This window comes from Caulobacter segnis (genome assembly GCF_019931575.1).
In the GTDB taxonomy this organism is placed as follows: Bacteria; Pseudomonadota; Alphaproteobacteria; order Caulobacterales; family Caulobacteraceae; genus Caulobacter; species Caulobacter segnis_C.
The window spans coordinates 2,642,608-2,657,005 of record NZ_CP082923.1; the positions used below are offsets into that span (position 1 = coordinate 2,642,608).

Sequence of the window (14,398 nt, forward strand, 5' to 3'; positions counted from 1 at the left end):
GGGCTCATACGAGGCCCCCGCGTTCGAATCGCCTAAGACTTCCACTGATGTCCTCCGATAAGATCCCCTCCCTGTTTGGCGACGATGACGCCCTGGCGCCGGTTCCGGCCGCGCCGTTCCGCGCCAGCGTCGAACCGCACGTCGAGCCGACGCCGCGTCCGATCCCGCCGCCGCCGCCGTCGTCCAAGGCCGCGCCAGCCCCGGCGCCCGCCCCCTCGACTGGCAGGACCAGCGCGCCCGGCGAATATTCGGCCGCTGACATCGAGGTGCTGGAAGGGCTGGAGCCTGTTCGCAAGCGGCCCGGCATGTACATCGGCGGCACCGACGAGCGGGCGCTGCACCACCTGTTCGCCGAAGTGCTCGACAACTCGATGGACGAGGCCGTGGCCGGCTTCGCCAAGACCATCGAGGTCAAGCTCGACGCCGACGGCTTCCTGTCGGTCAAGGACGACGGCCGCGGCATGCCCGTGGACCCGCACCCCAAGTACCCCGGCAAGTCGGCGCTGGAGGTCATCATGACCGTCCTGCACGCCGGCGGTAAGTTCACAGGCAAGGCCTACGAGACCTCGGGCGGCCTGCACGGCGTCGGCGCCTCGGTCGTGAACGCCCTCTCGGAACGCGTCGAGGTCACCGTCTGGCGCGACGGCTTCGAGCACCTGCAGGTCTTCTCGCGCGGCAAGCCGCTGGGTCCGATCCAGCAGATCGCCCCGTCGAAGAAGAAGGGCACCATGGTGCGCTTCAAGCCCGACGACGAGATCTTCGGCGACGGGACCAATTTCAAGCCGGCCCGCCTGTACCGCATGGCCCGCTCCAAGGCCTATCTGTTCCGCGGCGTGCAGATCAAATGGTCCTGCGATCCCTCGCGGATCCATGACCAGACCCCGCCCGAGGCCGTCTTCCACTTCCCCAACGGCCTGGCCGACTTCCTGGCCGAGCGCACCAAGGGCCTGAACACCGTCACCCCCGAGAGCTTCTCGGGCCGCATCGAGCGCCAGGGCGAGGCCGGGGCGGTCGAGTGGGCCGTGACCTGGACGCCCCAGGGCTTCGGCGAGCACGACGGCTTCATGCAGTCGTACTGCAACACCGTGCCCACCCCCGAGGGCGGCACCCACGAGAGCGGCTTCCGCGCCGCCCTGACGCGCGGCCTCAAGGCCTACGCCGACCTCAAGGGCGAGAAGCGCGGGACGATCATCACCGCCGACGACGTCGTCGCCCAGGCCGGGGCCCTGATCTCGGTGTTCATCAAGAACCCGGAATTCCAGGGCCAGACCAAGGAGAAGCTGTCGACGACCGAGGCCCAGCGCTTCGTCGAGGCGGCCCTGCGCGACCCGTTCGACCTGTGGCTCTCGTCCAGCCCGAAGAACGCCCAGGCCCTGCTGGAATTCGTCATCGAGCGGGCCGAGGAGCGCCTCAAGCGCCGCAAGGACAAGGAAGTCTCCAGAGCCTCGGCGACCCGCAAGCTGCGCCTGCCCGGCAAGCTGGCCGACTGCGCCGGCGGCGCGGTGGACGGCGCCGAACTGTTCATCGTCGAAGGCGACTCGGCCGGCGGCTCGGCCAAGCAGGCCCGCGACCGCAAGTACCAGGCCATCCTGCCCCTGCGCGGCAAGATCCTGAACGTGGCCAGCGCCAGCGGCGAGAAGTTCACCGCCAACAAGGAGCTCAGCGACCTGATGCTGGCCCTGGGGGCCCAGGGCGGCGCCAAGTACAGGGAAGAGGATTTGCGCTACGAGCGGATCATCATCATGACGGACGCCGACGTCGACGGCGCCCACATCGCGTCCCTGCTGATCACCTTCTTCTACCGCACCATGCCGGACGTGATCCGCCAGGGTCACCTGTTCCTGGCCCTGCCGCCGCTGTACCGCATCGCCCACGGCGGCAAGAGCGAATACGCCCGCGACGACGCCCACAAGGACGAGCTCCTGGCCACGGTGTTCAAGGGCAAGAAGCCCGAGATCGGCCGCTTCAAGGGCCTGGGCGAGATGATGGCCTCCCAGCTGAAGGAGACCACCATGGACCCCAAGAAGCGCACCCTGGCCCGCGTGACCCTGCCGCGCCACGAGGAGAGCGTCGAGGAGCTGGTCGAGACCCTGATGGGCCGCAAGCCCGAACTGCGCTTCCGCTTCATCCAGGAAAACGCCGAGTTCGCGTCGGCGGACCTGGATCTGTAGCGCGCATGCCGCCGCCGCTTCACGCGGCGGCCGCTGAAGGGATGGAAAGGGACGCGGAGCGCCGGACACCGTCCGGAGGTTTGGAGAGTGAATACCGTTTCGACGAAGCCAGAGCGCTCCGCGTGGCGCGTTATCCGGTGAGCCCACGAGGCGCGGGGTCTTAACCCGCTCTCACGAGAGGCCCCCGACGGGCGGGCCGGGGCGACGACCCCGGTCCCGGAACGCCCGGGCGATTTCAGCCCGGACCTGTCGCGGTCGCCGAAGCCTTCGCCGCCAGCCTTTCGTCCCGATGTTTCAGGGAGCCCGTGCTGGATCCGTCGCGAAGACGCCTTCCCGAAGGAAGACCGGCGAGCGCTTCCCGCTCGACCACCCCTGACGGCCGTCTCGATCGCCGGCCGGACGTCCCTTCCGCGCCATCAGGTGAGAAGCAGTATGGGGGCGGTTCTGAACGCGGATCATTCAGCGGCGTCTAAAATCGACAAGCGATTGATTTTGCGGGACTCGATCTCGCGAATTCCGAGGATAGAGCGCGCTCAATCCCCTTACTCGCCCCCTCCGCGCTGACGCGCTCCTCCCCGGAGGGGGAAGAAGGACGGCGCGCGCACCTTCCGCCCCCTTTGGGGGCGGACGACCGCGAAGCGGTCAGGTGGGGGCCTGCGGCATCGCCCCCTGCTCCGCCCGCATCCGGTAGGCCATCACCGCCGTGTGGCCCAGGCGCTCCACCAGCCGCCAGTTGACGATCGCCCCCAGCGGCGCGCCGACGATCGGCAGGAACTGGGCCAGCTTGGCCAGGTCGATGTGGTCGCGGTACTGCTGCTGGAAGGCCCGCCAGTCGAAGTCGTCCAGGTGGGCCGGATGGGCCTTGGCCTCCCAGTCGTCCAGGGCGTCCATCACCCGGGCCCGATGCTCCGCGTCGGAAAACGCCAGCTCGAAGACGTGCAGGATGAACAGGCGCTCGGGCAGCGCCGTCCCGTCGTGGCCGAAGATCGCGGCGATCTCGAACAGCAGCTTGATCTTGAAGCTCATCAGCAGCGGAAAGTCGGCCGCCGCCGCCAGGAAGCCGCCCAGGCCCGTGACCCCGCCCTCGGCCGCCGCCGCCTTCTTCCAGCCGTCGATGGCCTTGGCCGCCCGGGCCCGCCGCTCGTCCAGGGTCAGGCCGACCAGCGGCGAGCCAGTCGCGAAGTCCGACCCGACCAGCAGCGCCCGCGTCATGCCCTCGATGGCCGTGGTGATGGCGGCGTGGACCTTCTCGGGGATCAGCCGGTTGATCCGCTGCTGCGTGGCGCGCGCCAGGCCGTTCAGGGGACCGGGCGGGGCCAGCAGGTCTTCGCGCCAGGCGACGAGGTCGGGAGAGAGGGTCATGGTGTTGAAGTAATCCTTCTCCCCCCGCGGGAGAAGGTGGCCCGCGCAGCGGGTCGGATGAGGGGGCGCACCGCCCTATCCCCCTCCTCCACCGCTCATCCCCGCGAAGGCGGGGACCCAAGCGGGCTTTCAGGTCCTTCTCGAACGACGACGCGATCCGTCAACGCGGCTTGGGTCCCCGCCTTCGCGGGGATGAGCGGAGTTGGGGTCTCTAAGGATCTTCCCGCGCTACCCGCCCTCGCCCCGGCCGCTACCCTGCCCGCATGACCAACGCCCAGCGCCTGACCCTGGTCCGCGCCGTCCACACGGCGATCTATGTCGTGATGGCCAGCGCCGCCCTGGCCGTGCTGGCCGCCGGAATCACCGGCGCGCGCGGCCCCTGGCTGTGGGTCGCCCTGGCCCTGACCGCCCTCGAGAGCGCCGTCTTCGCCGCCAACGGCTTCAAGTGCCCCCTGACCGCCCTGGCCGTAAAGTACGGCGCGAGCATGGATGGCGCGTGGGACACCTTCTTCCCGGAGCGCTGCACGCGGCACACGTTCCGGGTGTTCGGGCCGGTGATCGTGGTGGGGGTGGCGTTGTTGGTGGGGCGGTGGGTGGCGGGGGCGTAGGAGAACTGTACCGCTCATTTAACTGCCACACGAACCTTGTCAGGGATGAGACAATTGATCTGCTGCCGAATAGCGCAGGAGAGGCCGTTCAATGGATAGAGCGGGCAGAGGATCTTGGCCCGTCAGGTGGGAAGCCAGGAGAAAATATCAATTTCGTCTTCTGGGTTGCAACACTGGCGCTTGCGGCTCATAGGCCTTCAAACCCGCATCACCTGTTATGATCTCGACGGACATACCCGCTTGCGCGTACCACTCCGCGACATCCTTGATTGTAGCATCACCAATCGAGGTTCTTGCGGCAGCCAGAGGTGGCCAATCATTTGCTAGCTTCTTAAGACGATCACTTCCCCAAAGGTCAGCCTGATCAGTAAAGGCCGCCCACGGCGTCTTGGCATCCGCAGCTTTGATAATAATATCTGATAAATCCCTAGCTACCTTGAAGCGATCTCCGCCAGATTGTGCAATGTGATTCCCCGTTTCAATCAAAGACGCAAGCGGCAATACAAAGGTACTACCACCCTTCTCTTCTTTCTCAACAAGGTTTGATATCCGAACCCTATCCCACCTATCCTCATCGGGCCCTGCAGTTTCTTTGCCTGGTATCGCCAGCCAACAACAGAGAACGGAAGTATCCATAACCAAGACGCGTCGGCTCATGCGACAGCCTCCGCTTGGTCTTTAAGAGCCCCTTCGATTAGCCCCTTACTCGAAAGCCGCCCCACAGGCCCCTGCGCGAGCAACTTTGGCAACTGCTCTATATCTTCAAGAAGAGTGAGGTGAGTAACCCCGGTACTAACATCACGATGCACGACCGTGATGAAGGGAACCATCCTAGTACCCATAGCGTCTAGAAGAGCCGGATTATGAGTCGTTACCATGACGTCTACAGATCGGTTAGTTCCAACCTCTTTCAACATATCAAGAAGAAGATTGGATCTAGATGGGTGCAGCCCATTGTCGACTTCCTCTACAACCAAGAGACTGCCTTTTGGGCGAGTAAGCAGAGCCGTTAGGATAGCCAAAAATCTAAGCGTTCCATCCGACATCCCACGCGCGTCGACAACATGGATGCCACCTAATGAACCAAGATGCTCTTCGCAGTAGAGCATTGCATCACTGTTGAACTTCCCAACCGTCTCAGCCCAAACACGAGCAATGTCGCGCTCAGGTAGACGGCTTGCATACTTGGTGAGCGTCTTTTCAATTTCACCCTTTAATTCATCGGAAAGGGCCGCTAGCACTCCGGCAATATTTGCAGCATCAAAATCTAGCCGATCTGATAGCGGTGAGAATGAGCGCATGTGCGAGGGTATTGGATCCAGGATGAATATATTCCGAAGACCGGCAACAACGGCTTCGATTCCCTCCTGAATTTCGGACCTTAAAGTTAAACCGAATAGCTGGAAGAGCACAGCATTCGCCCTGCCAAGCTGCTTCGGAGTCCCACCCTTTTCGTTATACAGCCTAGCCACAATAGTCGGACTTCCATCTTGAGAAGGGTCCGTCTTGAAGAGGGATATTTTTCCGGCGACTTTTCTTTCGCCATCCTTCTTTGTCCTGTATTTAACCCTATCAAGCTGTTCGGCTTTTAGCTCGCAACGGTTACCCTCAGTCTTGCACTCAACACGGTACTGGTACTCTACGGAGTCGCCACTCCGAAGAGTGACACCTAGAGCGAAACTATCTCCCGGTTTACGCGCGGCCCATTCGACACCCCCACGAAGTGCAGAAAAAGCACCGTCTCCCTGCAAAGCCGATGTGAGCATTGCTCCGCTGGAAATTCGATTCAGGAATAGAAGCGCATCTAGGACATTGGACTTCCCGCTCGAATTCGTCCCAATCAGGACGCTGAGCGGATCAATGTTCAACGTCGCGCTTTCGAGGCTTTTCCAGTTCTCAACAGTGAGAGCCGTGATCAATGTCAAATCTCGCAATTCTGGAGAGCGCAAAAGGCCTGTGGTACGCCTACATGGCTAGCCATCATATTCACTACCGCCGCGAGCAATTGCAACGTTACAGATTTTGCTCACACCTCCCACGCCTCCATCCCCACCATCCACACCCCCGCCGCCTCCCCTTCCGCGCCGACGCCCCCTATATCCCTACCCTGACGTTCACCACGCCGGGCCCCAGGCTTGTCCACCCAGTTCAGACTGCCGCTGACCGCCGCCCCGACCTGGGGTCGGGAGGACTTCGCCGTGTCGGCGGCCAACAGCGACGCCCTGGCGCGGCTGGACGGCTGGCCGGACTGGCCCGAGGGGCGGCTCGCCTTGATCGGGCCGGCCGGGAGCGGCAAGACCCATCTGGCGCGCGCCTGGGCCGCCCAGGCCGGCGCCGTGGTCGTCGACGCCGCCGACCCGGCCTCGGCCGCGCCCGACCTGCCCGCCCTGCGCGGCAAGGCGATCCTGGTCGAGGACGCCGACCGGCGGGCGGAAGGCCAGGCGCTGTCGGACGAAGCGCTGTTCCACATCCTCAACATGGCCGGGGTCGACGGCGGGACCGTGCTGCTGACCGGCCGGACCGCGCCGCTGGTCTGGGCGGCCGGCGTGCCGGACCTGCGCTCGCGGCTGAACGCCCTCGGCGTGGCCATGATCGACGAGCCGGACGACGTGGTGTTGGAGGCGGTGCTGCGGCGGGCCTTCGCGCAGCGGCTGCTGAAGCCCGATCCGGACCTCTATCCCTATCTCGTCTCGCGCCTGCCCCGCTCGGCGGCCGAGGCGATCGCGGCGGCCGACCTGCTGGACGAGGCCGCCGACCAGCTGCGGCGCGAGCTGAACAAGGCCCTGGCCCGTGAGGTGCTGGGGGATTTCGAGGGGGATGAGTTCGAATAGACCCGCTCATCCCCGCGAAAGCGGGGACCCATGCGGCATCGGACGATCCCTGGCGCCACACGTACTCCCCAGACTCGGCTTGGGTCCCCGCTTTCGCGGGGATGAGCGCGATTGGGTTTCAATATTTAAGCAGCTTCCGCCCTGTCTTCGTCCCGTCACTTGTCTCGTTCACCATGCCGGAACAAACTCGGCCTATAGTGAACCCATGACCGACGCCGCGACCATGCCGCCCAGCTCGATGCAAGCCGCCAAAGTTCCGCAGACGGAGAACCCCCAGGGCCTCACGCTCGACGGGGAGCTGATGGCCTCGCCTGAACGGTTCTTCAATCGCGAGCTGTCGTGGCTGGCCTTCAACCAGCGGGTGCTGGAGGAGAGCGGCAATCCGCGCCACCCGCTCTTGGAGCGGCTGCGGTTCCTGTCGATCAGCGCCAACAACCTCGACGAATTCTACATGGTCCGCGTGGCCGGCCTGAAGGGCCAGGTGCGCGAGGGCGTGCGGGTGATCAGCCAGGACGGCTTGACGCCCGGCGAGCAGCTGACCCGCCTCAACGCCTCGGCCTTCGAGCTGATGAGCCAGCAGCAGAAGATCTGGCGCCAGGTCCGCACCGAGCTGTGGGACGAGGGCCTCAAGCTGCTGGACGCCAAGGACATCGAGGGCGAGGACCGGGTGAAGGCCGAGGAGATCTTCCTCAACCAGATCTTCCCGGTGCTGACGCCGCTGGCCATCGATCCGGCCCACCCGTTCCCGTTCATCCCGAACCTGGGCTTCTGCCTGGCTTTGAAGCTGCGCCGGATCGCCGACGACAAGCACCTCTACGCCCTGGCGCCGGTGCCCTCGCAGGTGCGGCGGTTCTGGGAGCTCTCCTCGGTCGTCTCGCGCGGCAAGAAGCGCCAGCGCAAGATCGTGGCGCTGGAAAGCTTCATCATCCTGTTCCTGGACCACCTGTTCCCCGGCTACGAGGTCGAGGGGCGCGGCCTGTTCCGCCTGATCCGCGACAGCGACCTGGAGATCGAGGAAGAGGCCGAGGACCTGGTGCGCGAGTTCGAGGCGCGGCTGAAGAAGCGCCGCCTGGGCCGCGTGGTGCGGGTCAAGATCCAGACCACCATGCCGCAGGACCTGCGCGACTTCATCATCGAGGGCCTGCGCGCCGAGCCCGAGGACGTCGTCCTGGTCGACGGCAAGCTGGGCTTGGCCCAGATGTCGGAGCTGATCCCGCCGGACCGTCCGGACCTGAAGTTCCCGCCCTTCAACGCCCGCTTCCCCGAGCGCATCCGCGACCACGGCGGCGACTGCTTCGCGGCGATCCGCGAGAAGGACATCCTGGTCCACCACCCGTTCGAGAGCTTCGACGTGGTGGTGCAGTTCCTGCGTCAGGCCGCGCGCGATCCCAACGTGCTGGCGATCAAGCAGACCCTGTACCGCACCTCCAAGGACAGCCCGATCGTGGCGGCCCTGATCGAGGCGGCCGACAACGGCAAGAACGTCACGGCCCTGGTCGAGATCAAGGCGCGCTTCGACGAGGAGAACAACCTCAAATGGGCGCGCGACCTGGAGCGGGCCGGCGTGCACGTGGTGTTCGGCTTCGTCGACTGGAAGACCCACGCCAAGCTGTCGGTGGTGGTGCGCCGCGAAGCCGACCAGACGCTGCGGACCTACTGCCACTTCGGCACCGGCAACTATCACCCGCAGACGGCGCGGGTTTACACCGACCTTAGCCTGTTCACCTGCGACCCGGCCCTGGGGCGCGACGGGGGCAAGCTGTTCAACTTCATCACCGGCTACGCCCAGCCCGGGCGGCTGGAGAAGCTGTCGTTCTCGCCCCAGACCCTCAAGCCCGACCTGCTGCGGATGATCGAGGCCGAGGCCCAGGCGGCGCGCGAAGGCCGGCCGGCGGGCATCTGGGCCAAGATGAACGCGGTGGTGGATCCGCAGATCATCGACGCCCTCTACGCCGCCAGCCAGGTCGGCGTGCAGATCGACCTGGTCGTGCGCGGCATCTGCTGCCTGCGGCCGGGGATCCCGGGGCTGTCGGAGAACATCCGGGTCAAGAGCATCGTCGGTCGCTTCCTGGAGCACGCCCGCATCGTGGCCTTCGCCAACGGCGCGCCAATGCCCAGCGCCCAGACGCGGGTGTTCATCAGCTCGGCCGACTGGATGCCGCGCAACCTGGACCGGCGCGTCGAGAGCCTGGTGCCCGTCGAGAACCCGACCGTCCACCAGCAGGTGCTGGACCAGATCATGGTCGCCAACCTCAACGACGAGGCCCAGAGCTGGAAGCTGGACGCCGAGGGCGACTACGCCCGCGACCCGGCCTGGAACAGCAAGGGCGCCTTCTCGGCCCACGACTACTTCATGACCAATCCCAGCCTGTCGGGCCGGGGTCACGGGGCTCGCGACCTGCCGCGCGCCTTCGACCACGTGGGACCCAAGCGCAAGGGGTGAGGCGCGCCCTCGCCCTCCTGCCGCTGCTGTCGCTGGCCGCCTGCGGCCCGGAGCCCGCGCGGCAGGCCGAGATCTGCGCCATCCAGGCCCTGCCCGCCCGTCCGGGCGTCGACCGCTTCGGCGTCCCGCCGGGCGTGGAGCGCGAGGCGCAAGCGGTGGGCGCGGTCTACGGGCCGGGCGTGCTGCTGACCGGCCGGATCGGCTGGTGGGGCCGCTGCCCGGCGCGCGCCGACACCACCGACATGCTGCTGATCGGCCCCGAGCCCTGGGCCCTGACCAAGGGCGGCGAGCGGGCGCATGGCCGGCAGGTCAGCTACGGCACCTGCTATCACCGGCGGACCGGGGACGGCTGGAAGACGGTGGCCTGTAGAATAAACCCCTAGGCCGCGACGGCCGCCGCCTCGGCGAACGCCGGCGAGGCCAGGCTGGCCGCCGCCGTCCGCAGCCGCGCCAGGCCGTAGGCCAGCCGCCCCTCGGGCGTGTCCAGCAGCGGCTCGCCCAGGGCCAGGCCTCGGTGGATCGCGTCCAGGTCCGGCCCGTCCAGGCTCGAGGCCCTCGCCCGTCCCGCGACGCCGGCGACGAAGATCGCCGCGTGGAAGACGTGGCTGACCTGGCGAAACAGCCACAGCCGCGCCCGCTCGTCGGCGCTCGCCGCGCGCCCGAAATAGGTCGCCAGCAGCAAGGCCTCGGCCTCGGAATCGGCGGCGAAGGTGTTGGCGATTGCGGCCAGGTCGACATAGCGGTCGGCCCGGAACGCCGCCTCCCAGTCGATCAGCCAGACCCGCCGGCCGTCATGCAGCAGGTTGCGGGGGTTGAGGTCGTTGTGACTGGAGACCGGCTCCGGCCTCAGGCGCTGGCAGACCGCGTGCAGACGCGGCCAGGGGTCGAAGGCGTCCAGGGGGACCACGCCGCTTCGCCCGGCTTGGCCGACCAGGGCGTCCAGCCCGTCCAGATAGTCGACCAGCGGCGGGAAGCCCTCGATCGCGTGCAGCGCCCGCAGCGCGTGGCCCAGCTCGACGACCAGTTCGGCCCGCGGGCCGGGATGGTCCAGAACCGAAGCGCGCGCCTCGACGTGGTCGAGGATCATCACCCCGTCGTCCGGATCGGCGTGGCGCACGCGCGGGGCCAGGCAGGCCTCGGCCGCCAGCCTCATGCAATGATAGCCCCGATGCGGATCGCGCAGGGCGTCGCGCGCCGGCGCCTCGACGCGCAGCAGATAGGCGATCCCGCCGACCCGCACGCGCCAGACCTCAGCCCCCGACAGCCCGCCGGACAAGGGCGTCCAGGCGTCGAGCTCATCCGTGCCGAACGCCATGCGCAGGGCCTTGGCGACGGCGGGACGTTGATTGGGCGGAGCGGACATCGGCGGAACCTCTTCGGCAGCGGCCGCCTTATTCACCCGGGTGAAATTAGAGTCAATATAACCCGGATAATATTTTGAAACGTTTTCCGACAAGGCTTTCGGCGCGGTCATCCCCATGGAAAATGGTCGAGGAGTTCGCGCCAGCGCTTCCCCCGCCGGCCGAATACGCTAAACCGGACCCCATGCCATTCCAGGCGCCGCGCGACGCGGCCGTGATCGATATCGGCTCCAACTCGGTCCGCCTCGTGGTGTACCGGCTGGAAGGCCGCGCCATCTGGACCGTCTTCAACGAGAAGGTCCTGGCCGGCCTGGGCCGCGACCTGGCCAAGACCGGGCGCCTGTCGACCGACGGCGTCGTCCAGACCCTGCAGGCCCTGAAGCGTTTCCGCGCGGTGCTGGAGGCCGTGGGGCCGGCCGAGACCTTCGTCGTCGCCACCGCCGCCGCCCGTGACGCCCAGGACGGCGCCGACTTCATCGCCCGCGTGAAGGCCGAGACCGGCTTCACCGTCCGTGTGCTGACCGGTGAGGAAGAGGCCCACTACGCCGCCGTCGGCGTGCTGGCCGGCGCCCCCGCCGCCGTCGGCGTGGTCGGCGACCTGGGCGGCGCCAGCCTGGAGCTGATCCGACTGTCGGCCACCGGCGCGGGCCAGGGCGTGACCCTACCGCTGGGCCCGTTCAGCCTGGCCGGGGCCAACGGCGCCCATGCGGGCTTCGACGGCGAGCGCGTGCGCCGCCTGGCCCGCGAGCGCGTCGCGGCCGTGGCCGCCGACTTCCGCACCGACACCTTCCACGCCGTGGGCGGCGCCTGGCGCAACCTGGCTCTGCTGCACATGCGGCTGTCGGGCTACCCGCTGCACGTGGTCCACCAGTACGAGATCCCGGCCGCCGAGGCGCTGGAGGCCGCCCGCCTGGTCAGCCACCAGTCCAAGAGCTCGCTCGAGCGCATCGAGGGCATGAGCAAGAAGCGCTCGGAGACCCTGCCCTACGCCGCCGTGGTGCTGGAGATCCTGATCGAGCAGCTGGCGCTCAAGCGCATCGAGATCTCGGCCTATGGCGTGCGCGAGGGGCTGCTGTTCGAGGCCATGCCGCCGCGCGTGCGCGGCCTGGACCCCCTGGTCGAGGGCTGCACGGCCCTGGGCGCGCGCCAGGGCATCTCGGACGACCTGGGCCCGGCGCTGGAAACCTGGATCGCCCCGGCGTTCCGCGCCCTGCCCCCACTGTTCGGCGAGCGCGACGAGACCCTGGTCTCGGCGGCCTGCCGCCTCTCGGACGTCGGCGCGCGCCTGCACCCCGACCATCGCGCCGACCTGGTGTTCGAGCAGGTGCTGCGCGCCCCGATCGCCGGTCAGAGCCACGCCGAGCGCTCCTTCCTGGCCGTGGCCGCCCACGCCCGCCACGCCACCAACTTCAACCCGCCCGAACTGGCCACGCTGGAACGCCTGCTGAGCCCGGCTCAGCTGAAGCGCGCCCGCGCCCTGGGGGCGACGATCCGCCTGGCCTGCGACCTCTCGGGCCGCAGTCCCAGCCTGCTGGCCCATTCGCGTCTGGCGCTGGACAAGAACCACCTGACACTGGCCGCCGAGCCGGGCTTCGCCGACCTGCTGCTGGGCGAACAGACCAGCAAGCGCGCCAACACCGCCGCGCAACACCTGGGCCTGAAGTCCAAGATTATTACTGGATAAATCAGGCATAGATCGCCCGATCGGCATGCTTAATCGCGCCTGAACTTTCCCGATACGGGGAAAATGACAAGTTGCCGCAGCCAAACGACGTTCATCGAGAAGGGTTTGTTAGCCCTGCTCTCGCATCGTGCCTCCAACGACATACAGGAGGTCCATGATGCTGAAGCGTAAATTCGACTACCTGGACGCCATTGCCCCCGCCGCGGACGCCGCCAAGCGTCCCGACCTGCGCATCGCCAACGATCACGACGCCCCCGTCTCCAGCGGCGCGCGCACCCTGCAATCGGAACTTGGCCGCGTCTTCGCCCAGGAAAACACCTGGTCGGTCCGCCGCACCGTCGCGATCGGCGTGATCTTCCACCTGGGCGTCTTCTGCGCCCTGGGCCTGGCCGCCGGCGGCGCCCTGACGGTGATCGGGCGGCAATAGAGGCGGCGAACGGACGCGCGGCTACCGCCGGACATAGGCCTGGCCGTCGTAGACGAGCTTGCCGGGCGCTTCGAAGCGAATGATCTGGCCTGTGAGTGGGATCAACTCGACCCGTACACTTTCCGGATTGGTGGCGGCCTCCGCCAGCGCGCGCATCGCGCCGGCCTTAACGATCATGCCGCCGGACTTCTCGGCGATGTCGATGCGGCCCATCGCAGGGTTCTCGTAGACACCGACATAGGTCCGCGTCGGCGCTCTCAGCGACCACGGGCGCGCGGCGCGCTCGGTCCGGCTGGTCGCCAGGCCCTTGAGCCGCTTGTCGCGGCGCGCGATCAGCGCCGCCAGCTCTGCGTCGTAATGGGCTTCGATATCGGGGCGGCTCGCGAAGCGATCGTAGACATAGTCGGCCACCAAATCGACCAGCTCGCCGGCCACGGCGTCCTCGTTGGCCATGACCGCCACGCCCAGGCCGCGCGCGGGCATGAATGAGACGTGGGCCCGCGATCCGGCGAAGTTGCCGAAATGATGGATCAGCGCCGCATCGCCATAACGACCGATCTGCCAGCCCAGGCCATAACCGTCGCGGACATAGGGGCCGAACGTGGTCTGCTGGGCGACCAGAGACCGGTGCGTGGAGGCGACCAGGCCCGGCGGAAACACACGATGGCCGTCCAAGACACCGTCGTTCAACTGGATCTCCAGCCAGCGGGCCATGTCGCGCGCGGTCGAGATCAGGCCGCCGGCCGACTGCATGGTGGCGTCGGTCTTTTGCAGCGGGCTCGGGGCGATGCGCCCGTCCAGGCCGGGCGTGTGACCGACCGCGACCCGCATCGTGCGCCGCGCCTGGTCGATCCGGGCCGTGGTGTGGCCCATCCCGGCCGGACCCAGGACCTCCTTGTCCACCATGGCGCGCCAGTCGCAACCGAAGTGGTCCTCGATCAGGGTGCTGGCCAGGTTGTAGCCGGTGTTGGTGTAGCGGAACGTTCCGTAGGGCTGGCCCTGGCGAGTGTCCGCCAGTAGAGCGCTCATGATCCTGGGCGTATGCTCGCCCGAATAGGCCGCGCGGAAGGCTATCGGTTCATTCTCGAGGCCCGAGCGGTGGCTCAGCATATCGTTCAGGCTGATCGAGGATGCGAGGTCGGCCGGCAAAGGGCTCTTGCCGATCCAGGTCTTGAGCGGGGCGTCGAGGGCGAGTTCCCCGCGTTCGGCCATGGCGGCGATCGATAGGGCGGTGAAGGCCTTGGTCGCCGAAGCGATGTAGAAGCCTGTGTCAGCGTCGACGGCTTTGCCGGTTCGCAGGTCCGCTAAGCCGTAGCCGGCCGTCATGACCACGTCGGGCCCCTGGACCGCAGCCACGGAGAGTCCAGGGACGACCTCGATCCGATCCATCGCCTTGCGGACGAAAGTGTCGATGTCCTTGACCTCGGGGCGAGCCTCTGGACTGGAGACCAAAAGGGCGATGGCTAAGAACGCGGCGACGGACATGATGGGAGCCTCCTAGAGGTTAGAGG

At 67.1% G+C, this 14,398-nt stretch carries 12 protein-coding genes; 7 read left to right on the forward strand and 5 right to left on the reverse strand.

Annotated elements, in window-relative coordinates; all coding sequences use genetic code 11:
* Nucleotides 1–44: 44 nt before the first annotated feature.
* Entirely contained in the window at nucleotides 45–2,171 is a 2,127-nt protein-coding gene (gene parE, locus K8940_RS12170; protein WP_223395840.1) for a DNA topoisomerase IV subunit B, read from the forward strand.
* Nucleotides 2,172–2,813: 642 nt separating this feature from the next.
* On the opposite strand, the gene K8940_RS12175 is transcribed toward parE, so the two are convergent.
* Entirely contained in the window at nucleotides 2,814–3,533 is a 720-nt protein-coding gene (locus tag K8940_RS12175) for an EcsC family protein (protein WP_223390228.1), read from the reverse strand.
* A 263-nt stretch (nucleotides 3,534–3,796) separates the two neighbouring features.
* Between K8940_RS12175 and K8940_RS12180 the strand changes: the two genes are divergently transcribed.
* Nucleotides 3,797–4,141 carry a hypothetical protein gene (locus K8940_RS12180; RefSeq protein WP_223390229.1) on the forward strand — a complete coding sequence of 115 codons (345 nt, stop codon included), beginning with the start codon at nucleotides 3,797–3,799 and terminating at the stop codon, nucleotides 4,139–4,141.
* A 147-nt stretch (nucleotides 4,142–4,288) separates the two neighbouring features.
* On the opposite strand, the gene K8940_RS12185 is transcribed toward K8940_RS12180, so the two are convergent.
* The gene (locus K8940_RS12185) at nucleotides 4,289–4,798 is read right to left on the reverse strand and encodes a hypothetical protein (protein WP_223390230.1); all 510 of its coding nucleotides are present in this window, start codon (nucleotides 4,796–4,798) and stop codon (nucleotides 4,289–4,291) included.
* Nucleotides 4,795–6,060, reverse strand: coding sequence for an AAA family ATPase (locus K8940_RS12190; RefSeq protein ID WP_223390231.1), 1,266 nt, complete (start codon nucleotides 6,058–6,060; stop codon nucleotides 4,795–4,797). The genes K8940_RS12185 and K8940_RS12190 overlap by 4 nt, the downstream gene beginning before the upstream one ends.
* Before the next feature lie 216 nt (nucleotides 6,061–6,276).
* Between K8940_RS12190 and K8940_RS12195 the strand changes: the two genes are divergently transcribed.
* The 3 genes from K8940_RS12195 to K8940_RS12205 all read left to right on the forward strand — a co-directional run bounded on the left by K8940_RS12195 (nucleotide 6,277) and on the right by K8940_RS12205 (nucleotide 9,798).
* Nucleotides 6,277–6,972, forward strand: a complete 696-nt coding sequence (locus tag K8940_RS12195; protein WP_223390232.1) for a chromosomal replication initiator DnaA — start codon at nucleotides 6,277–6,279, stop codon at nucleotides 6,970–6,972.
* Between the two features lie 205 nt (nucleotides 6,973–7,177).
* The gene (locus tag K8940_RS12200; protein ID WP_411675552.1) at nucleotides 7,178–9,415 is read left to right on the forward strand and encodes an RNA degradosome polyphosphate kinase; all 2,238 of its coding nucleotides are present in this window, start codon (nucleotides 7,178–7,180) and stop codon (nucleotides 9,413–9,415) included.
* Nucleotides 9,412–9,798, forward strand: coding sequence for a hypothetical protein (locus K8940_RS12205; RefSeq protein ID WP_223390233.1), 387 nt, complete (start codon nucleotides 9,412–9,414; stop codon nucleotides 9,796–9,798). Before K8940_RS12200 ends, K8940_RS12205 begins: the two co-directional genes overlap by 4 nt.
* On the opposite strand, the gene K8940_RS12210 is transcribed toward K8940_RS12205, so the two are convergent.
* A complete protein-coding gene (locus K8940_RS12210) occupies nucleotides 9,795–10,778 on the reverse strand; it encodes a phosphotransferase (RefSeq protein WP_223390234.1) in 984 nt (327 codons plus the stop codon). The two genes, K8940_RS12205 and K8940_RS12210, sit on opposite strands and share 4 nt — an antisense overlap.
* Nucleotides 10,779–10,960: 182 nt before the next feature.
* Here K8940_RS12210 and K8940_RS12215 point away from each other — a divergent pair, with 182 nt between their 5' ends.
* Both K8940_RS12215 and K8940_RS12220 read left to right on the forward strand, forming a co-directional pair.
* Complete coding sequence (locus K8940_RS12215; RefSeq protein ID WP_223390235.1) at nucleotides 10,961–12,460, forward strand: Ppx/GppA phosphatase family protein; 1,500 nt, start codon at nucleotides 10,961–10,963, stop codon at nucleotides 12,458–12,460.
* A gap of 154 nt (nucleotides 12,461–12,614) precedes the next feature.
* Entirely contained in the window at nucleotides 12,615–12,887 is a 273-nt protein-coding gene (locus tag K8940_RS12220; protein WP_223390236.1) for a hypothetical protein, read from the forward strand.
* A gap of 21 nt (nucleotides 12,888–12,908) precedes the next feature.
* Here K8940_RS12220 and K8940_RS12225 read toward each other — a convergent pair whose 3' ends face one another.
* Nucleotides 12,909–14,372 carry a serine hydrolase domain-containing protein gene (locus K8940_RS12225; protein ID WP_223390237.1) on the reverse strand — a complete coding sequence of 488 codons (1,464 nt, stop codon included), beginning with the start codon at nucleotides 14,370–14,372 and terminating at the stop codon, nucleotides 12,909–12,911.
* Between the last annotated feature and the right edge of the window lie 26 nt (nucleotides 14,373–14,398).

What these genes read in the sequence shown, in the direction of transcription:
- K8940_RS12175 (WP_223390228.1), bottom strand. Translation starts at nt 3,533, where the DNA reads ATGACCCTCTCTCCCGACCTCGTCGCCTGGCGCGAAGACCTGCTGGCC.
- K8940_RS12180 (WP_223390229.1), top strand. Translation starts at nt 3,797, where the DNA reads ATGACCAACGCCCAGCGCCTGACCCTGGTCCGCGCCGTCCACACGGCG.
- K8940_RS12185 (WP_223390230.1), bottom strand. Translation starts at nt 4,798, where the DNA reads ATGAGCCGACGCGTCTTGGTTATGGATACTTCCGTTCTCTGTTGTTGG.
- K8940_RS12200 (WP_411675552.1), top strand. Translation starts at nt 7,178, where the DNA reads ATGACCGACGCCGCGACCATGCCGCCCAGCTCGATGCAAGCCGCCAAA.
- K8940_RS12210 (WP_223390234.1), bottom strand. Translation starts at nt 10,778, where the DNA reads ATGTCCGCTCCGCCCAATCAACGTCCCGCCGTCGCCAAGGCCCTGCGC.
- K8940_RS12215 (WP_223390235.1), top strand. Translation starts at nt 10,961, where the DNA reads ATGCCATTCCAGGCGCCGCGCGACGCGGCCGTGATCGATATCGGCTCC.
- K8940_RS12220 (WP_223390236.1), top strand. Translation starts at nt 12,615, where the DNA reads ATGATGCTGAAGCGTAAATTCGACTACCTGGACGCCATTGCCCCCGCC.
- K8940_RS12225 (WP_223390237.1), bottom strand. Translation starts at nt 14,372, where the DNA reads ATGTCCGTCGCCGCGTTCTTAGCCATCGCCCTTTTGGTCTCCAGTCCA.